The 19,655-nt window shown below is 67.7% G+C and carries 14 protein-coding genes and 1 riboswitch; of the genes, 6 read left to right on the top strand and 8 right to left on the bottom strand.

The window, feature by feature from the left end; translation table 11 throughout:
* Window positions 1–34 precede the first annotated feature (34 nt).
* The 3 genes from trhA to AC3ITW_RS16735 form a co-directional block, all read right to left on the bottom strand.
* Window positions 35–673 (bottom strand): PAQR family membrane homeostasis protein TrhA, encoded by a 639-nt coding sequence (gene trhA / locus AC3ITW_RS16745; RefSeq protein WP_032972214.1) that lies wholly within the window; start codon window positions 671–673, stop codon window positions 35–37.
* Window positions 674–851: 178 nt separating this feature from the next.
* Window positions 852–2,456: a peptide chain release factor 3 gene (locus tag AC3ITW_RS16740; RefSeq protein WP_065723914.1), complete on the bottom strand. Its 1,605-nt coding sequence runs from the start codon at window positions 2,454–2,456 to the stop codon at window positions 852–854.
* 66 nt (window positions 2,457–2,522) lie between these two features.
* The gene (locus tag AC3ITW_RS16735; RefSeq protein ID WP_100435114.1) at window positions 2,523–3,416 is read right to left on the bottom strand and encodes a M23 family metallopeptidase; all 894 of its coding nucleotides are present in this window, start codon (window positions 3,414–3,416) and stop codon (window positions 2,523–2,525) included.
* A gap of 149 nt (window positions 3,417–3,565) precedes the next feature.
* Window positions 3,566–3,684: riboswitch (SAM riboswitch) on the top strand.
* A gap of 77 nt (window positions 3,685–3,761) precedes the next feature.
* On the opposite strand from AC3ITW_RS16735, the gene metX reads away from it, so the two are divergent.
* From metX to AC3ITW_RS16720, 3 genes are read left to right on the top strand one after another with little or no spacing between them, the layout of a single operon-like run.
* A complete protein-coding gene (metX, locus tag AC3ITW_RS16730; RefSeq protein WP_489389747.1) occupies window positions 3,762–4,793 on the top strand; it encodes a homoserine O-succinyltransferase MetX in 1,032 nt (343 codons plus the stop codon).
* Window positions 4,790–6,025, top strand: a complete 1,236-nt coding sequence (locus AC3ITW_RS16725; RefSeq protein WP_012511855.1) for an O-succinylhomoserine (thiol)-lyase — start codon at window positions 4,790–4,792, stop codon at window positions 6,023–6,025. Before metX ends, AC3ITW_RS16725 begins: the two co-directional genes overlap by 4 nt.
* Window positions 6,022–7,089, top strand: a complete 1,068-nt coding sequence (locus AC3ITW_RS16720; RefSeq protein ID WP_006384718.1) for a homoserine dehydrogenase family protein — start codon at window positions 6,022–6,024, stop codon at window positions 7,087–7,089. Before AC3ITW_RS16725 ends, AC3ITW_RS16720 begins: the two co-directional genes overlap by 4 nt.
* A gap of 90 nt (window positions 7,090–7,179) precedes the next feature.
* Here AC3ITW_RS16720 and AC3ITW_RS16715 read toward each other — a convergent pair whose 3' ends face one another.
* Together AC3ITW_RS16715 and AC3ITW_RS16710 are read right to left on the bottom strand one after the other, a co-directional pair.
* Entirely contained in the window at window positions 7,180–8,175 is a 996-nt protein-coding gene (locus AC3ITW_RS16715) for an alpha/beta fold hydrolase (protein WP_012511854.1), read from the bottom strand.
* A gap of 203 nt (window positions 8,176–8,378) precedes the next feature.
* The gene (locus AC3ITW_RS16710; protein ID WP_006384709.1) at window positions 8,379–9,761 is read right to left on the bottom strand and encodes an L-serine ammonia-lyase; all 1,383 of its coding nucleotides are present in this window, start codon (window positions 9,759–9,761) and stop codon (window positions 8,379–8,381) included.
* 100 nt (window positions 9,762–9,861) lie between these two features.
* Between AC3ITW_RS16710 and AC3ITW_RS16705 the strand changes: the two genes are divergently transcribed.
* Window positions 9,862–10,089, top strand: coding sequence for a glutaredoxin family protein (locus AC3ITW_RS16705; RefSeq protein ID WP_100435181.1), 228 nt, complete (start codon window positions 9,862–9,864; stop codon window positions 10,087–10,089).
* 79 nt (window positions 10,090–10,168) lie between these two features.
* Here the strand turns inward: AC3ITW_RS16705 and AC3ITW_RS16700 are convergent, their stop codons facing one another.
* From AC3ITW_RS16700 to AC3ITW_RS16690, 3 genes are read right to left on the bottom strand one after another with little or no spacing between them, the layout of a single operon-like run.
* Window positions 10,169–10,741 (bottom strand): YceI family protein, encoded by a 573-nt coding sequence (locus AC3ITW_RS16700; RefSeq protein ID WP_006384701.1) that lies wholly within the window; start codon window positions 10,739–10,741, stop codon window positions 10,169–10,171.
* 3 nt (window positions 10,742–10,744) lie between these two features.
* On the bottom strand, window positions 10,745–11,317 hold the full coding sequence (locus AC3ITW_RS16695; protein WP_006384699.1) for a cytochrome b: 573 nt from the start codon (window positions 11,315–11,317) through the stop codon (window positions 10,745–10,747).
* 10 nt (window positions 11,318–11,327) lie between these two features.
* On the bottom strand, window positions 11,328–11,960 hold the full coding sequence (locus tag AC3ITW_RS16690) for a YceI family protein (RefSeq protein WP_012511852.1): 633 nt from the start codon (window positions 11,958–11,960) through the stop codon (window positions 11,328–11,330).
* A gap of 165 nt (window positions 11,961–12,125) precedes the next feature.
* On the opposite strand from AC3ITW_RS16690, the gene AC3ITW_RS16685 reads away from it, so the two are divergent.
* The gene (locus AC3ITW_RS16685) at window positions 12,126–15,671 is read left to right on the top strand and encodes a hybrid sensor histidine kinase/response regulator (RefSeq protein WP_012511851.1); all 3,546 of its coding nucleotides are present in this window, start codon (window positions 12,126–12,128) and stop codon (window positions 15,669–15,671) included.
* Window positions 15,672–15,768: 97 nt separating this feature from the next.
* Window positions 15,769–19,296, top strand: a complete 3,528-nt coding sequence (locus AC3ITW_RS16680; RefSeq protein WP_448123326.1) for a hybrid sensor histidine kinase/response regulator — start codon at window positions 15,769–15,771, stop codon at window positions 19,294–19,296.
* The last annotated feature ends 359 nt before the right edge of the window (window positions 19,297–19,655 follow it).

Genomic DNA, 19,655 nt, shown 5'->3' with positions numbered 1-19,655 from the left:
GTGCGTGGTGTGCACAAGCCGCGCGCGTGCGCGCTTACAGCACCTGCATGGTGACTGCGACGAAGTGGCAGACGCTGCCGCCGATCACGAACAGGTGCCAGATCGCATGCGAATAGGGGATCGATTCACGGTGATAGAAATACGTGCCCAGCGTGTACGACAGGCCGCCACCGAACAGCCAGGCCAGGGTGCCGCCGTCGATCGAAGCCCACATCGGCTTGATCGCCACCACTACCAACCAGCCCATGGCGATGTAGATCACGGTTGAGAGCACCTTGAAGCGGCCGGTGTAGAACAGCTTGAACACCACGCCGCCCAGCGCAAGCGCCCAGATCGCGGTGAACAGGCCCCAGCCCCAGGGGCCGCGCAGGCCGATCAGGGTGAATGGCGTATAGGTGCCGGCGATCAACACGTAGATCGCGCAATGGTCGAAGACCTTCAGGCGGCCCTTGGCGACCGGATGCTGGATGGCGTGGTACAGCGTGGAGGCGGTATACAGCAGCAACAGGGCGATACCGAACACGATCGCACTGGCCAGCTGCCAGCCGTCACCGTAGATCGCGGCCAGGGTGATCAACACCGCACTGGCGGCCAGGGCGAATACCGCGCCCAACCCGTGGGTCAAGGCGCTGGCGATTTCTTCACGGATCGAAGCAATGGACGTCGTGGACATGGGCATGGGCATCGGTCACGGGGAGGGGGACCCGCGTGCCCCTATCATCGCCGCGATGGCCGGTGCGTGCACGCCCGTCACCGTATGGTGGGTGAATCCCAGCGTTGCGGGGGATGAATCGCCCGCGACTGCTGGGGTCAGAGCCCTTTCCTTGCGGAAAGGGATCCGACCCCACGGCTCAGCCGACCGAAACGGTATGCGCCGCTTCGCGAGTGGCCGAGAAACGCACGTCGGGCGAGCGTTCCTGGGCCAGCTGCAGGTTGACCCGGGTCGGTGCCAGGTAGACCAGATGGCCGGCAGCATCCAGCGCCAGGTTCAGCGCGTTCTTCTCGCGGAACTCTTCCAGCTTCTTCTCGTTGCCGCAGTGGACCCAGCGTGCGGTGCTGACGCTGACCTGCTCGAAGGTGGCTTCCACGCCATATTCGTCCTTCAGGCGGTAGGCGGCCACGTCGAACTGCAGCACGCCGACGGCGCCGAGGATGAGGTCGTTGCTGGTCAACGGGCGGAAGAACTGGGTCGCGCCTTCCTCGGACAGCTGGGCCAGGCCCTTCTGCAGCTGCTTGAGCTTCAGCGGATCACGCAGGCGGGCGCGGCGGAACAGTTCCGGGGCGAAGTTGGGGATGCCGGTGAAGGTGACCGCTTCGCCTTCGGTGAAGGTATCGCCGATCGAGATGGTGCCGTGGTTGTGGATGCCGATCACATCGCCGGGCCACGCCTCGGCGGCGATCTCGCGGTCGCTGGCCATGAAGGTCAGCGCGTTGGCCAGCTTCATGTCCTTGCCGGTGCGCACGTGGAAGGTCTTCATGCCGGCGCTGAAACGGCCCGAGCAGATGCGCATGAACGCCACGCGGTCACGGTGCTGCGGGTCCATGTTGGCCTGGATCTTGAACACGAAGCCGGTCAGCTTGTTCTCTTCCGGGGCGATCACCCGGCCGGTGGTGGTGCGCGCCTGCGGCGGTGGTGCATGCTCGACGAAGAAGTCCAGCAGCGGCTGCACGCCGAAGTTGTTCACGCCCGAGCCGAAAAACACCGGGGTCTGCTTGCCGGCACGGTAAGCGTCGAGGTCGAACGGATGGCTGGCGCCCTGCACCAGATCCAGCTCGTCGCGCAGCTCGGCCAGCATCTGTGCACCGATCTTCTCGGCCAGGCCGGGCGCATCGATGGACGGGAAGATGGTGGAGTCCTGGCGGGTGAAGTTGCGGCCCGGTTCGTACAGATGCACCTCGCCGGTCAGCAGGTGGACCACGCCCTTCAGGCGCTGGCCCATGCCGATTGGCCAGGTCACCGGTGCGCACTGGATGCCCAGTACGGTCTCCACTTCATCCAGCAGCTCGATCGGGTCCTTGCCCTCGCGGTCGAGCTTGTTGATGAAGGTCATGATCGGGGTGTCGCGCAGGCGGCACACTTCCATCAGCTTGATGGTGCGCTCTTCCACGCCCTTGGCCACGTCGATCACCATCAGCGCCGAGTCCACCGCGGTCAGCACGCGGTAGGTGTCCTCGCCGAAGTCGGCGTGGCCGGGGGTGTCGAGCAGGTTGACGATCTTGCCCTCGTACGGGAACTGCATCACCGAGGAGGTGACGGAGATGCCGCGTTCCTTTTCCAGCGCCATCCAGTCGGAGGTGGCGTGGCGGGCGGCCTTGCGGCCCTTGACCGAACCGGCCATCTGGATCGCGCCGCCGAACAGCAGCAGCTTTTCGGTCAGCGTGGTCTTGCCTGCGTCAGGGTGGGAGATGATGGCGAAGGTGCGGCGACGCGACGCTTCGTTGGCGACTTCGGACATGGCAGTGGCGCCCGCCCGGGGCGCTTTTCAAAGAGATAAGCGCCCGATTATACCGGCCGGGGCCGGTCAGCGCCCGGTGCCGCCGCCGGCCTCGCCCTGGCGGGCGAACTGCAGCTGGCCCTGCTCGGCGAAGATGCGTGCCGGCACCGAGCGCAGGCCCATGCCGCGGTTGACCTGCACCACGAAGTGCAGGTGCGGCGCGCTGCTGAAGCCACTGTTGCCGGACAGGCCGATCGGCTGTCCGATGCCCACTGCCTGGCCACGGCGCACACGCATACCACCGGCCTGCAGATGGCCGTACAGGGCCATGCTGCCGTCGCTGTGCAGCACGCGGATGAAGTTTGCGCGGGCACCATCGCGTTCACGATCCAGGCCGTTGCCATGGAAGCCGTCCTGGATCTGCATCACCGTGCCCTCGCGCGCGGCCAGCACCAGCGTGCCCTCCGGCAGTGCGAAGTCGACCGCGTCGCGGTTCTCCTCGTCATCATGGCTGAAACGGCCCTGTGGTGCCTGGTCCACGCGCGGACGGGCGTCATCGAACGGCAGGCGGTAGGCCACATCCTCGGCCTGCGCGGCCGGGTTGCCCGGAACCGACCGCAGGCGCAGGTCCAAGGTGCGGCCGTTGACCGGCGCGGGCAGGTGGCCGACGACCAGGCTGCTGTCGCCCTGGATAAGCGACTGTACCGGCAGGCCCTCGACAGGGTGTCCGGGCGCGGCGCGCAGCTCGACCTGCAGTGGCCCGGCCAGGGCATTGTCGATCCGGGCCTGCCACTGCTGGCCGATCGGCTGCAGGCGCAGCTGGGCCATCGGCGCGGCGCTCTGGGCGGTCTCGCCACGGGGGGGCGGAGCGGCCGGGGCGGACTTGGGCACCAGTCCCCACCCCTGGCGCCAGTCGCCGGCGCTTGCCGTCGCGCTTGCCAGCAGGGACAACAACAGGCAGGTCAGGGGCAGGCGCGGCATCAGCGGTTCCAGCGGGTAGGGGCCGCCGGGACTGTAGCCGATCCTGAACGGGACGACCGCGACCGCCTTCGCACAGCTGGGCTGAAAATATTCATCGCTTTATCCGCATGAAAGGATTGACAGTCCCGAAAGAGGCTGGCATCGTAGCTCCACCATCGAGACCGGCAGAGGGACAGGCCCTTTGAAGCCGGGGCAGCCCGCAGGCGCGCAAGCGACTGCGTAGGTGCCAAATCCTGCGGGGACCGTGGCGTCCACCGAAAGATGGTTCGAACCATGCACCGCACGTGCATCTCGAACGCGGGCCCCGCGAAGGCTCGATGGCCGATTCCCCAACCGGATCCCGCCATGAGCTTCGCCGCCAGTACCGCCATTCGCCCCGAACCCTTTGTCCCCGTCAGCGTGCCGGTCGAGGACCGCGTGCATGCCGAGCGCGGTGAGTTCGCCGCGGTGCTGTCGATGCGTCACGCCGGCTCCAGCCCGGTGCGCCTGCGCTATGAGTGGGTCGGCCCGGCCAATGCGCAGGTGGTGGTGCTGGCCGGTGGCATTTCCGCCCATCGCCACGTGGCGTCCAATGCACAGTTCAGCGAGAAGGGCTGGGCCGAAGATCTGGTCGGCAGCGGGCGCGCGCTGGATCCACAGCAGCTGCGTGTACTGGCCTTCGATTTCATCGGTGCCGACGGTGCACTGGATGTGCCGATCGATACCGCCGACCAGGCCGATGCACTGGCGCTGCTGCTGGACCATCTCGGCATCCGCGCGCTGAAGGCGTTCGTTGGCTATTCCTATGGCGCGCTGGTCGGCCAGCAGTTCGCGATCCGTCATCGCGCGCGAGTGCGCCAGCTGGTGCTGGCCAGCGGTGCACATCGCCCGCATCCGTATGCCGCCGCCTGGCGTGCGCTGCAGCGCCGCGCCGTCGCGCTCGGCCAGCTGCAGTGCGGTGAAGACCACGGCCTTGCCCTGGCGCGGCAGTTCGCAATGCTCAGCTACCGTACGCCGGAAGAATTCGGCGAGCGCTTCGATGCCGCGCCGGAAGTCATCAATGGCCGCGTGCGTGTGGCTGCCGAAGACTATCTCGATGCGGCCGGCGCGCAGTACGTCGCGCGCACGCCGGTGACCGCCTGCCTGCGCCTGTCCGAATCGATCGACCTGCACCGCGTTGATCCGACCGCGATCCTGCCACCGACCGTGGTGGTGGCCGTGGAGGGCGACCGCCTGGTGCCGCTGGCCGATCTGGTCGGCCTGGTCGAAGGGCTGGGCCCGCGCGGCAGCCTGCGCGTGCTGCGCTCGCCCTACGGCCACGACGCCTTCCTCAAAGAAACCGATCGCATCGACGCGATCCTCGCCACCGCCTTCCGCACTTCTGGAGAGTCCGCATGAGCCTGCACGCCAACGAGCCGTCCTGTAGTCGCACCACCGCCGCCGTCCGCGCCGGCATCGATCGTGACACCGCGCATGGAGCGGTCACGCCGCCGATCGTGCTGTCGTCGAACTTCAGCTTTGAAGGCTTCGGCAACAAGCGCCAGTACGACTACACGCGCAGTGGCAACCCGACCCGTGACCTTCTGGGCGAGGCGCTGGCGGAACTGGAGGGCGGCGCCGGCGGCGTCATTACCGCCACCGGCATGGGCGCGATCAACCTGGTGCTGAACGCGCTGCTGCAGCCTGGCGACACCCTGGTGGTGCCGCACGATGCCTACGGCGGCAGCTGGCGCCTGTTCAATGCGCTGGCGAAGAAGGGCCACTTTGAGCTGGTCACCGCCGATCTGACCGATCCGCGCGCGCTGGCGCAGGCATTGGCCACCCAGCCGAAGCTGGTGCTGGTGGAAACGCCGTCCAACCCGCTGCTGCGCATCACCGACCTGCGCTTCGTCATCGAGGCGGCACACAAGGCTGGTGCGCTGGTGGTGGTCGACAACACCTTCCTGTCGCCGGCGCTGCAACAACCGCTGTCGTTCGGCGCGGACCTGGTGCTGCATTCGACCACCAAGTACATCAACGGCCACAGTGATGTGGTCGGCGGTGCGGTGATCGCGCGTGATCCGGCACTGCATGAGCAGCTGGTGTGGTGGGGCAATGCGCTGGGCCTGACCGGTTCGCCGTTCGATGCTTTCCTGACCCTGCGTGGCCTGCGCACGCTGGATGCGCGCCTGCGCGTGCACCAGGAGAACACCGCCTCGATCGTGGCCCTGCTGGATCAGCATCCGGCGGTCGGCGCGGTCTACTACCCGGGCCTGGCAGATCATCCGGGCCATGCCATCGCCGCTCGCCAGCAGAGTGGCTTCGGCGCGATGCTGTCGTTCGAACTGGCAGGCTGTGCCGGTGACGATCCGCATGCCGCTGTGCGCGCCTTCGTCGACGGCCTGCGTTGCTTCACCCTGGCCGAATCGCTGGGTGGCGTCGAAAGCCTGATCGCGCATCCGGCCACCATGACCCATGCGGCGATGACCGCCGAAGCGCGCGCGGCCGCCGGCATCAGCGAAGGCCTGCTGCGCCTGTCGGTCGGCATCGAGGCCGAGCGTGACCTGCTGGCGGATCTCGGCGCAGCGCTGCAGCGCGCCGAAGCCGTGATCGATGCGGCTGCGCGCCGCAAACAGGTGGTGGATGCATGAGCGCACTCGCCGCTGACATTCCTGCGCTGGGCGCGGGGCGCCTGGCGCTGCTCGGCACGGGCACGGTTGGTTCGGCCTTCGTGCAGCGCTACCAGGCATTGCAGGCGCGCGGGCTTGAGCTGCCCAGCGTGCAGTGGCTGGCCAATTCGCGCACCGCGCTGGCGATCGATCGTGATCTGGCGCTGCCGCTGGAACTGGCGCGGCGTGCGCCGCGTGATGGCCAGAACTCGCCGCCATGGGCCAGTGCCGAAGGGCTGGAGCGTGGCGACGTGGTTGTCGATGCGACCGCCAGTGAAGACGTCGCCGCGCGTCACGTGCAGTGGCTGGCACGCGGTGTGCACGTGGTGACTGCCAACAAGCTGGGTCGTGGCGCGCAGCTGGCACGCGCACAGGCCATTGCAGAGAGCTGTGCCGACAGCGGTGCGCGCTACGGCGACAGCGCCACGGTGGGCGCGGGCCTGCCGTTGCTGAGCAGCCTGCGCGCGCTGGTAGCCGGTGGCGACCACATCCACGCCATCGAGGGCGTGCTGTCCGGTTCGCTGGCCTGGCTGTTCCATCGCTATGACGGCCAAGCGCCGTTCTCGGCGGCGGTGCGCGAAGCGCTGGCGGCGGGCTACACCGAACCCGACCCACGCCTGGACCTGTCCGGCGAGGATGTGCGCCGCAAGCTGCTGATCCTGGCCCGCAGCAGCGGGCTGGCGCTGGATGCTTCGCAGGTGCAGGTGGATTCGCTGGTGCCGGAAACACTGGCAGCGTTGCCGCTGGAGGATGCGGTGGCTGCGCTGGAACAGCTGGATGCGCCGCTGCAGGCGCGCTGGCAGCAGGCACGCGACAACGGGCGTGTGTTGCGTTTTGTCGGTCGCGTTGATGGCAACGGTGCGCAGGTAGGCCTGCGCGAGCTGCCGGCCGATCATCCGCTGGCACAGGGCGCGGGCACCGACAACCGGGTAGCGATCCACAGCGATCGCTATCAGCGCCAGCCGTTGTTGATCCAGGGGCCGGGCGCGGGCGCGGAAGTCACTGCGGCCGCGCTGCTGGATGACGTGCTGCGGATCGTGGGTTGACGTCCCTGCTGCTGCGCTCGCCGGGCATGGCCCGGCGCTACCAACCCCGCTCGCAGGTAGCGCCGGGCCATGCCCGGCGGACCCGCAATCTCAACGCGACTCCAACGCCTTCAACAACGCCGCATTGAACTGCTTCGGGTCCTGCACCTGCGGCGAATGGCCCAGCTCGGCGAACTCGACCAGCGTCGCACCGGGAATCGCCGCCGCCGCTGCCTTGCCCAGCACCGGATAGTTGCCCAGCGTTGCCTTCAGTTCCGGCGGCGCCAGGTCACGGCCGATCGCGGTGCGGTCCTTCTGGCCGATGAACAGCGTGGTCGGCACCTGCAGGTTCTTCAGCTCGTAGACCACCGGCTGGTTGAACACCATGTCCGAGGCCAGGGCCTGGCTCCACGCGACGGCCTGCTTGCCGGGGCCTTCGTACATGCCCGACTGCATCCTCGCCCAGGTTTCATAAACCGGCTTCCATTGGCTGTCGTAGTACACGTCCAGCTGGTAGCGGCGGATGCTGTCGTAGCTGGTTTTCATTTCGCCGGCGTACCACGTATCCACGCTGCGCCATGGCACGCCCAGCGCCTTCCAGTCTTCCAGTCCGATCGGGTTGACCAGTGACAGACTGCGCAGGTCCTGCGGGTACATCAGCGCATAGCGCACCGCCAGCATGCCGCCCATCGAATGGCCGACCAGATGCACCGGCATGTCCTCCAGTTGCAACTGCTGCAGCAGCGCATGGGTGTTGGCCGCCAGCTGCGCGAACGAGTACTGGTAGCGCTCGGGCTTGCTGGACTTGCAGAAGCCCACCTGGTCGGGCGCGATGACCCGGTAACCGGCGTTCAGCAGCGGCGCGATGGTCTGTTGCCAGGTGGCTGCGCAGAAATTCTTGCCGTGCAGCAGTACCACCACACCGATGGCGCGGCGCTTGGGCAGGACATCCAGATAGGCCATCTCCACAGGCTGCCGCTGTGATTCCAGCGCGAACGTCTTGACTGGATAGCCGTAGTCGAAACCCTCCAGCCGCGGCCCGTAAGTGGGCGCGGCCAGGGCCGGCAACGACAGGCAGGCAAGCAGGGCAGTGGCGATCACGCGCATGGGGTAATCCGGGGCGAGGGAGCCCCGAGCCTAACCGGAACGCGGTGATGGTGTCGTCCGACCGGCCAGGGACAACGGGGTAGAGTCGACTGGCAGTCGACTGCTCTTCGATCAGACCGCGAAAAACCCGCGCTGCGCGCGATAGTCGACTAACAGTTGACTCTACCTGTGGCCCGGCGCCATCGCGCCGAGCCCGGTCGAGCTCAGCACTCGATGACGTTCACCGCCAGGCCACCGCGGCTGGTTTCCTTGTACTTGTCCTGCATGTCGCGGCCGGTATCGCGCATGGTCTTGATCACCTTGTCCAGTGACACCTTGTGCTTGCCGTCGCCACGCATCGCCATGCGCGAGGCATTGATCGCCTTCACCGCACCCATCGCGTTGCGCTCGATGCACGGAATCTGCACCAGGCCGCCGATTGGGTCGCAGGTCAGGCCGAGGTTGTGCTCCATGCCGATTTCCGCAGCATTCTCGATCTGGCTGGGGTTGCCACCCAGCGCCGCCACCAGGCCACCGGCCGCCATCGAACAGGCTACGCCCACTTCGCCCTGGCAGCCGACTTCGGCGCCGGAGATCGAGGCGTTTTCCTTGTACAGGATGCCGATCGCCGCCGAGGTCAACAGGAAGTCGAACACGCGCTGCTCGTTCGCGCCCGGGCAGAAACGGTCGAAGTAATGCAGCACCGCAGGCAGTACGCCGGCTGCACCGTTGGTCGGTGCGGTCACTACGCGGCCACCGGCCGCGTTTTCCTCGTTCACCGCCAGCGCATACAGATTGACCCAGTCCAGCGTGGTCAGCGGATCGCGCATCGCCGCTTCCGGCTTCGACGACAGCTCGCGGTACAGCGCCGGTGCACGACGGCCCACCTTCAAGCCACCCGGCAGCACGCCTTCTTCGCGGATCCCGCGGCTGACGCACGACTGCATCGCGCTCCAGATCTCGCGCAGGTTGGCGCGGATCTCGTCTTCGCTGCGCCAGCACTTCTCGTTCTCGAACATCAGCTGGGCGATGCTCAGGCCGCTGCGCGCGGTCTGCGCCAGCAGCTCGTCGCCGCTCTTGAACGGGTAAGGCAGCGGGGTTTCGTCGGGCACGATGCGGTCATCAGCCGCGTCGTCCTGGTTGACCACGAAGCCACCGCCGACCGAGTAGTAATCGCGGGTGGCGAGCACTTCGTCGTCGGCGTTGTACGCGGTGAAGCGCATGCCGTTGGTGTGGTAGGGCAGCTTCTGGCGCTTGTTCATGCCGAGGTCGCGCTTCTCGTCGAAGGCGATCTCGTGCTGGCCCATCAGCTGGATGCGCTTGCTGCTGCGGATGCGCTCCAGCGTCGCCGGGATGATGTCCGGGTCGATCAGGTTCGGCCGCTGCCCTTCCAGGCCGAGCAGGATCGCCTTGTCGGTACCATGGCCGCGGCCGGTCAGCGCCAGCGATCCGTAGACGTCGGCACGGATGCGCGCGACCTCGTGCAGGCGGCCCGGGTCGAGCAGCCAGCGGTGGATGAATCGCTCGGCGGCCTTCATCGGCCCGACGGTGTGCGAGGAGCTCGGGCCAATGCCGATCTTGAAAACGTCGAACGTGCTGACAGCCATGGTTGCCGTACTGCGGGTACCGGAAGAGACCGCTATTCTAGCGGTTCACGCCGCACTTCAATGGCTGCGGCGCAGCATTTCCACCAAGGGGACCCTGCCGGTGTTGACTCTGTTCCAGCGTGACGACTGCCACCTGTGCGACATGGCCCTGGCCGAACTGGCCAAAGCGCGGGCGCCGGAGTTCGAATCGGTATTCCTGGATGACCAGCCGGCGCTGGAATCGCGCTACGGCGCGCGGGTGCCGGTGCTGCGTGACGAGGGCGCTGACCGCGAGCTGGACTGGCCGTTCGACGCGGCCACGGTTCAGGCCTGGCTGGCTGCGGGTTGAATCCGCCGGGCATGGCCCGGCGCTACCCTGTGTCACCGTTCTGCGGTAGCGCCGGGCCATGCCCGGCGGCACACCCGTCTTATTTCGCGTCGAACTTCACGATCGTGCTGATCGCGGTTTCGTCCGGAATGGTCTTGGTGTCGGCCCAGTCGCCGCCGCCAACGCCGAAGTCGAGGCGCTTGACCGTGGCCTTGCCGGTCAGCACCGGCTGGGTGCCGGGCTTCCAGGTGAAGGTGAGGGTGACCGGCTTGCTGACGCCGCGCAGTTCCAGTGTGCCGTCGGCGGCGAACTGGTCGTTGCCCACCGCGCGGAAGCCCTTGGCGGTGTAGCGTGCGGTGGCGAACTTGCCGACGTTGAAGAAGTCAGCGGTCTGCAGGGTCGAGTCGCGATCACTGTTGCCACTCTTGGCGCCGGCCAGCGGGATCACCACGTCCAGCGAACCGGCGGCCGGATTGGCCGGGTCGAAGCTGAGCTTGGTGGCGAAGCCAGGGAAGCTGCCGGTGAACACTTCGCCGTCGTACTTGGTGGCGAACACCAGGATCGAGCCGGCGCCGGGCGCCTGCGCGTAGTCGGCGGCGAGCACCGGGGCGGTGGCCAGCATGCCGGCAAGGGCGGCGGCCACGGCGGCCGGAGTGGTCAGTTTCAGGTTCATCGATCAGTCCTTCTGAGGGGAGGCGAGCCAGCCGCGCGGCAACATGCGGGACAACGTTGCATCGCGCTGGAACAGGTGGTGGTAGAAGGCAGCGCCGGCATGGGCCAGCACCACCGCGATCAACAGCCAGAAGCCGTATTCGTGGATGGCATGGGACACCGCGACGACCTGCGGGTCCGGGCCACTCAGCTTCGGCACGTCAACCAGGCCGAACCAGCGGAACGGACGCAGGCCGCTGGCCGAGTCGTACAGCCAGCCCGACAGCGGGATGGCGAACATCAGCACGTAGAGCAGCACGTGGGTGGCACTGGCGATGCGTTCCTGCCAGCTGGGCACGCCCGGCACCGGCTTGGGCGCACCGGCATACACACGCCAGCCGAGGCGGAACAGCACCAGCGCCAATACGGTGATGCCGATCGACTTGTGCGCGGTGTAGACCCAGAAGTACTTGGGGGTCTTGGGCAGCTCGCCCATGGTCAGGCCGACCACGCCCAGGGCGAGGATCAGCAGTGCGATCAACCAATGCAGGATCTGGCTGACACTCCCCCAGGCGGCGGGGGTGTTCTTGGCGGTCATGAAAGGTCCTCTAGGGGGCCGTCTTGGGGTCGGAGTGCGGAACGGGAGCGGGAGTTCCCGGGGCGTCGCTGCGGTCGAGGGTGGCTTCAGCCTCGATCCTCAGCTGTACTGCATCACCGATGACGCCCGGCCAGGCGGTGATGCCGAACGCACGCCGGCTCAGCGTGGTGCTGGCGGAAAAACCGGCGGTGCGTCGGAACGGGGGCAGCGGGTAGCGCTTGATGGCGTTGAGGGTCACGTCCAGCGTGACCTCCTGGCTGACCCCGCGCAGGGTCAGGGTGCCGATCACGTGGGCGCGCTTGGCATCGATCGGTTCAACCCGGGTGGAGACGAAGCGCGCGCTCGGGAAGCGCTCGCCATCGAGCAGGCTGCGGGCCAGCGTGGCCTGGTTCCACTTGGCATCGCCAAGGTCCAATCGCGACACGGGGACTTCGACGTCGAGCGTAGCCTCGCGCCAGTTGTCGGGATCGAACTGCAGGCGGCCCTCACTGCCGGAGACCGTCCCCATCGCCTGCGAATAGCCGGCGTGGTCGATGGCGAACAGCACCCGCGTATGCACTGGGTCGAGGCGATAGGTGTCTGCGTCCGCCCAGGCGGGCGCGGTGGCGAGCAGCATCGGCAGCAGGGCCAGGCAGGGACGCATCGATGGCGGGCTCCGGAAGGGGGACGCTGCGATCATACGCATAGCCCCCTGCCAACGTTGCGTGCACGGCTGCAACAGTTCGTGGTGGTATTGCCTCTGGAAACAGGCTGTTGCAGCGATGGACCTGGCCCTGTGTGACAATCGGGACAGGACAGGGGGTTCAGGATGACGAGCGGCTGGCGCCTGTGGTGCCAAGGCATCGCGGGTACGGGGCTGCTGCTGATGGCGTTTGCCGTGGCAGCTGCCACCTTGGACATGGCGGAAACACCACGCCTGCGCCGCTTTGGTGCCGCCGAAGGCTTGCCGTCGCGCATGGTGCTGGCCCTGGCAGAGGATCGCCAGGGGCATATCTGGGCGGCTACCGACGGCGGCCTGGTGCGCTACGACGGGGGCGGCCTGAGGGTCTGGGAGCACGATCCGGATCAGCCGGGCTCGCTGCCCGGCAACGAGATCGAGACCCTGCTGGTCGATCCGCTGGATCGCGTATGGGTGGGTATCAACGGCAAGGGCGTGGCGCGCCTGGATGCCGATCGCGAGCGCTTCAAGACCTTCGACACGGTCAACGGCCCGTGCATGAGCCAGTTCTGGACCCTGGCCTATGCCGAGGACGCCCTCTGGATCGGCACCAGCGGCCATGGTGTCTGCCGTTTCGGCGAGGACGGCAGCCTGCGCTTCTTCCAGCATGATCCGGGGCATCCCGGTGGACTGCCCAGCAATACCATCTTCAGCAGCCTGGTCGATGCAAAGGGCCGTCTGTGGATCGGCACCGAAGCGGGGTTGGCGCGCTGGAACGGCAGCAGCTTCGAGGCGGTGGCCCCACGCGAGCTGGGTACGCTGAGCGTGCTGCGGCTGAGCCGGGACCCTGACGGCTCGATCTGGGTCGGCAGCCAGAACGAGGGCCTGTACCGCATCGATGCGCAGGACCGGGTCAGTCGTCCGCGCTGGGCCGACAGCGCCAGCCTGCGTTCGGCACTGGTGCTGGCCGATCGCCAGGGCGGCTACTGGGCCGGTACGTCCGATGGCCTGCTGCGCGGCGATGCCGGCACGCTGCGCCGGCTCGAGGGGGACCGTGGCAGCGGCTTCCTGACCGCGCAAAGCGGTGTGCTTGATCTGCTGCAGGACCATGAAGGGGGACTGTGGGTGGCGCTGCTGACCCAGGGCCTGGCCTACCTGCCGCCGGACTGGCGCCGGTTTTCGATCTGGAACCAGCTTGACGGCAAGCCGCTGGACAGCCAGTACCTGCTGAGTGCAGCCAGTGATGGCCGGAATTACTACGTCGGCTCAGCGCATGGCGTGTACCAGTTGGATGCTCAGGGCACGCTGCGCCTGCTGGCCAGCGATCGCGAGATCGGCAGCGGGGCGGTGTGGTCGGTGCTGCCGCGACCGGACGGGGGCCTGTGGCTGGGCCGCGCGGGCCGCATCAGCGTGTACGATCCGGCCACCCGTGCGCTGCACGACTGGCGCATCGATGGCGGCGCCGACCTGCGCCAGCGCATCGATCTGATGCGGCAGGCGCCGGATGGCACGGTCTGGCTGTCGGTGATGAACCTGGGCCTGCAGCAGCGCAGCGCCGACGGCCGGCTGCTGCGCAGTTTCCCGCTGGATGACATCCGCGGCACCGCCGATTCACCGATCGAGCAGATCCGTTTCGACGCCCATGGCCAGGCCTGGGTGATGGGCGACATGGGCCTCTGGCGTGAGCACGCGGGACGATTCGAAGCAGTACCGGGTGTATCGCGCGGGCTCATCTACGACCTGGTGTGGATTGATCCGCAACAGCTGTGGCTGGCCCGGCAGGGCGCGCTCGAGCGCTACCAGTGGGATGGCATGAGCCTGCGCCTGATCCAGCGCGTTGATGGCGGTGCCGGTGTGCCCGCGGTAAGCATGGGCGGGCTGGCGCTGGCCGATGACGGCCGCCTGTGGGCGACCACGCCGCGCGGGCTGCTGCGCTGGGATCCGAAGGCGCGGCGCCTGCAGCAGTTCAATGAACGCGATGGCCTGTCCGATGCCGAGTTCACCAGCCGGCCACCGGCGGTGAATGCCGATGGTCGTGTGCTGGCGGTGAGCCAGACCGGCCTGGTCGCATTCGATGTGAACTCGGTCGACGCGGTGCTGCCGCCTTCGTCGTTGGTGATTGCCGAGGTACGCGTGCGCCGTGACGACGCCCGCGGCTGGCAGCCGCTGCCTAACACCGGCACCCTGCTGCTGGGGCCGGATGATCGTGATCTGCAGATCGATGCACGGTTGCTGTCCTATGCCAACCCGCAGGGCAACCGCTATCGCTTCCGGGTGCGCGGCTACGACCAGAACTGGGTCGAGCAGGGCGGCGACGGCCAGCGTACGCTCTCGCGGTTGCCCACCGGCAGCTATGTCATTGAAGTGCAGGCGGCGACCGCCAGCGGCGCATGGACACCGTCACAGCGGCTGCAGGTGAAGGTGCTGCCGCCGTGGTGGCGCAGCGGCATGGCGATCTTCGGTTACATCCTGCTTGGTTCGTTGTTGCTGGTGACCCTGGTGTGGTCGATCCGGGCGCGCCTGCGTCGCCGCCAGCAGTGGCAGCTGACCGTGCACAAGCAGCAGTTGGCCGAGCAGGCGTCGCAGGCCAAGAGCCGTTTCCTGGCCACGCTGGGCCACGAAGTGCGCACGCCGATGACGGGCGTGCTGGGCATGAGCGAGCTGTTGCTGGCCACGCCGCTGGACCCGGTGCAGCGCAGTTACGCCGGCTCGATCCAGCAGGCGGGCAGCCACCTGTTGCGGCTGGTCAACGACGCGCTGGACCTGGCCCGCATCGAGGCTGGGCGGCTGGAGCTGGACCTGCGTCCGTTCGACCTGGCCGGCCTGCTCGACCAGGTGCAGGCGCTGATGCAGCCGATGGCACGGCAGCGTCAGCTGGCTTTCCAGCGGGGCGACGATCCGCCCGGGCCGATCAGCGTCAGCGGTGATGAGATGCGCGTGCGCCAGATCCTGCTCAACCTGCTGGGCAATGCGATCAAGTTCACCGAACGTGGCCACGTTGGCCTGGCCGTGCGCCTGGATGACAACGGTGCTGGCCTCTGCTTCGAGGTGCACGACAGTGGCCCGGGCATCAATGCCGAGCAGCAGGAGCGCTTGTTCCATCGCTTCGAGCAGGCCGAGGGGCCGCGCACGGCGTCGCGCTATGGTGGCAGCGGCCTGGGCCTGGCGATCTGCCAGGAACTGGCGGTGGCGATGGGCGGGCGCATCGAAGTGGACAGCCAGCCGGGCAAGGGCGCGCGCTTCCAGGTGCGCCTGCCGTTGCCGTGGACCCGGCAGGCGGCCAACGCGCAGGGCGACTCTCCGGCGATGCCGGTACTGCCGCCCTTGCGCATCCTGCTGGTCGAAGACGATGCCACCGTGGCCGAGGTCATCGCTGGCCTGCTGCGTGGCCGTGGCCACGAGGTGGTGCATGTGCTGCACGGGCTGGGAGCCTTGTCCGAGATCGCTACTGATGGCTTCGATGTCGGCCTGCTCGACCTCGACCTGCCTGCCCTGGATGGAACCGCGATCGCCCGCCAGCTGCGCACCATGGGCTATGAACTACCGCTGGTGGCGGTTACCGCACGCTCCGACGCCTATGCCGAAAGCCAGGTGCTTGCGGCCGGTTTCGATGGTTTCCTGCGCAAGCCGGTCACCGGCGACCTGCTGGTGACCGCGATTGCCCAGGCTCGCGCAAAACGACAGGTCCCACATTGAAAGCGTCGGTGCCGGACGCGAACGGCGTGACTTTCGGTTTACCATGCCGACGCCCGCAGCGCGGGAATCCATCAGAAGCAGCGTGAGGAGGCAATCGGTGGTGTATCTGCGGGCGGCGATGCTGCTGCTGGTCCTCCTGTGCTGCCTGTCGCCTGCTGCGGCGCAGCCGGTGCCGCCGAGCCCGCGCCAGGTCACCGTGTTCGATGGCCTGCCATCCAATACCGTCAACCGCATGGCCGAGGACCGCTACGGCTACCTGTGGATCGCCACCAACGACGGTCTGGCCCGCTACGACGGCCGCAACTACCGGATCTGGCGCTCGGAAGACGGGCTGCGCGACAACCGCATCTGGACGGTGCTGGTGGATGCGCGCAACCAACTCTGGATCGGTACCGAGAACGCCGGCCTGGTGCGGATGTCGGCCGACCGCCGGCAACTGCATTTCTACGACCGCAGCAGCCAGCCGCTGATGGGCACCAACACCATCTGGAGCCTGGCAACCACGCCTGACGGCTCGATCTGGTTCGGTACCCACGAAGGCGGCCTGTACCGTCTGGACAGCCAGGACCGCCTGCAGCGCTTCCTGCCGGAGGCGAACAATCCGCGCAGCCTGCCTGCTGCATCGGTGCCGTACCTGGTCACGCTGGCCGATGGCAGCCTGTGGGTTGGTACCAAGCATGGCGTGGCGCGCTGGACCGGCACCGATTTCGAGCGCATCGGCGCCGACGTGATTCCCAGCCTGCTGATCAACGGCCTGACCAGCGAACCCGATGGCAGCCTGTGGATCAGCACGATGGCCGGCGCCACCGTGCGTCGTCCCGATGGTCGTTTCGAAACGTTGCCGTGGAAGCTGCCGCAGGGCGAACAGGTGCTCGGCATGATGCTGCGCGACGAGCAGGGCGGGCATTGGCTGGATACCCGCAGTGGCCTGGGCCGGGCCGTGGGCGGCCAGTACCAGACCGTTCCGCTGTACAGCGCGGTTGCGCGCGGCCCGGTACGGCCGAACTGGACCGGCGCCTACGAGGACCGCGAAGGCGGCATCTGGCTGGCCAGCACCAATGCAGGCCTGTGGCACCTGCTGCCGCGCTGGTGGCAGTTCTCGGTGCTGTCGCGGCTGGAGGACGATGCCAGTTCGCTGCGCAATGCTTTCGTGCTCGGGACCAGTCCCTCCAGCAATGGCGGCATCTGGACGGTGGGCAGCCACGGCGCGCTGGACCGTTTCGACCCGAAGACCGGCAGGATCGAGCAGCACCGCACCTGGGTCAATGGCATGTACTGGCTGACCTCGGTGCGCGAGGACCGGCGTGGCCAGGTCTGGATCGGCTCGACCGACGCGCTGATGCGCTACGACCCCAAGCGTCGCGACCTGCGCCGGTGGGGCCGTGACGCTGGCGCCGACGCGACCATGGAAGGGGTCATCGAATCGATGATGACCTGCGATGGCGACAGCCTCTGGCTGATGCTGCCGGCCGGCCTGCAGCAGCGTGATCTGGATGGGCGCCTGCGCCGGCAGCTCGACAATGGCCAGCGTGGATTGCAGCAGGGGCAACTCAACCTCGACGTGGAATGCGGCCCGCAGGACCACATCTGGCTGGCCAGCAGCCGTGGCCTGCTGCAGTGGTTGCCGGAGAGCGAACGATTCCAGCCGGTGCCCGGTGCACCGGCCACGGCGATCCACGCACTGCACGTGGGCCGCGATGGCCAGGTCTGGCTGTCCGAAGACGGGCGTCTGTCGCGTTATCGCTGGAGCCAGGGGCGCCTGGAACGGCAGGCTGTGATCGGTGCCGAGCAGGGCTATCCGGCGATCTCCGCCTCTGGCCTGGTGGTCGACGCGCAGGGCGTGGCCTGGGCAACCAGCGCACGCGGGCTGGTGCGGGTGGGTGCCGATGGCCAGAGCGTGCGTCTGTATGGCGTGCACGACGGCCTCCCCAGCCAGGAGTTCCGCGAGCACACACTGACGACCTCGGGCGACGGTCACCTGGTGGCGGGCACGCCGGCCGGCGTGGTGGTGTTCGACCCGGAACAAGTGCGGCCGTCGGTGCGGCGTGCACCGTTGGTGATCGAGCGTGTCGAGGTGCGCCGCAACGAGCAGGTGCTGGACCTCACTCACGACACGCCGTTGCAGATCGCCGATGGCGACCGCGACCTGCGCATCGTCGCGCGCCTGCTGTCGTTTGCGGATTCGGCCTCCAACACCTATCGCTACCGGCTGGCCGGCTACGACCCGGATTGGGTTGAAGTGGGGCCGGCCGGTGAGCGCCTGTTCTCGCGGCTGCCACCGGGCAGCTATCGCCTGGAAGTGCAGGCGCGCTCGGCCGACCATGTCTGGTCGCGGGTGCAGAGCCTGGAGTTCCGCGTGCAGCCGCCGTGGTGGCGCAGCCTGTCCGGGTTGCTGGTGCTGGCGTCGATCGCACTGCTGCTGACCAGCTGGTTCGCCTGGCTGTATCGCCGCCGCCTGCAGCGTCGCCATGCCTACCAGCTGGCGCTGCACAAGCAGGAGCTGGCCGAACAGGCCTCCGCCGCCAAGACCCGTTTCCTGGCCAACCTCGGCCATGAGATCCGCACGCCGATGACCGGTGTGCTGGGCATGAGCGAACTGCTGCTGGCCTCGCCGCTGGATCCGCAGCAGCGCGGCTACACGCAGTCGATCCGCCACGCCGGTGAACACCTGCTGCATCTGGTCAATGATGCGCTGGACCTGGCGCGGATCGAATCGGGCAGATTGGAACTGCAGTCCAAGCCGTTCGCGTTGAGTCGCCTGCTGCAGGATCTGGCCGCGTTGATGGGGCCGCTGGCCGCGCAGAAGGGCCTGCGCTTCACCCTGGACAACCAGTTGCCACCGGGGCTGCAGGCGACCGGTGATGCGATGCGGGTCCGCCAGATCCTGCTCAACCTGCTGTCGAACGCGGTGAAGTTCACCAGCCGCGGCACCATCACCCTGCACGCGCGCAGCGATGGTGAACTGCGCGCGCTGCACTTCGAGGTGCGCGATACCGGTCCTGGCATCAGCCAGGAGCAACAGCAACGCCTGTTCCGCCGCTTCGAGCAGGCCGACGGTGCGCGCACCGCCGCGCAGTACGGCGGCAGCGGCCTGGGCCTGGCGATCTGCCGCGAGCTGGCGCAGGCCATGCAGGGCCGGATCCAGGTCGAGAGCCAGCTGGGCCGGGGCACCTGTTTCGGCGTGACCCTGCCGTTGCCGCTGGTGGTCGACGCCGATGCCGAAGCCGCTGGCGAAGCGCACCGCGAAGAAGCGGCGAACATGCCGCCGTTGCGGGTGCTGCTGGTGGAGGACGACGCCACCGTGGCCGACGTGGTGCGCGGACTGTTGAGCGCGCGTGGGCATGACGTGGTACATGCCGGCCACGCGCTGGCGGCGTTGCGCGAGATCAGTGCCGGTGACTTCGACGTCGGCCTGCTGGACCTGGACCTGCCGGGACTGAGTGGTTTCGAGCTGGCCCAGCACCTGCGCAACCAGGGCTACATGCTGCCGCTGCTGGCGGTGACCGCGCGTACCGACCCGGACCTGCAGCAGCAGGTGGAAGCGGCCGGTATCGGTGGCTTCCTGCGCAAGCCGGTGACCGGGGAGCTGCTGGTGGAAGCGATTGCCAGGATCATGGGACGGTAGAGGGTTCGGCAGGGCCTGCGGCCCTGCACCCGCCGGATCAACGTCAACGTCAAAAGCGTGCATTCCATGCGATGGCGGGGTGGGTCCGGTTGCGGGGGACGCTGCAAGTACATCCATGTAAGCTCGGTCGCCGCATCCATGCGGCTCACGCCCCCGCAACCGAACCCACCCCGCCTTCGACAGATTCTCGCGAGGTGCCGACAGTTGCTTTCTGTAGAGCCGAGCCATGCTCGGCTCAGATCTTTCCGATATCGAAATATTCGATTTCGATGAAGTTTCATCCACGCATGGCGTGGATCTACTTACCGTCACCGGGAAACTGTCGGGGGTGGGGCGGTGTGGGGCTGCAGGACCGTTGG

This window comes from Stenotrophomonas sp. KH_052 (assembly GCF_057838755.1).
Note: the sequence above shows the minus strand (reverse complement) of the source record. Positions and strands in the feature narration are given on the sequence as shown.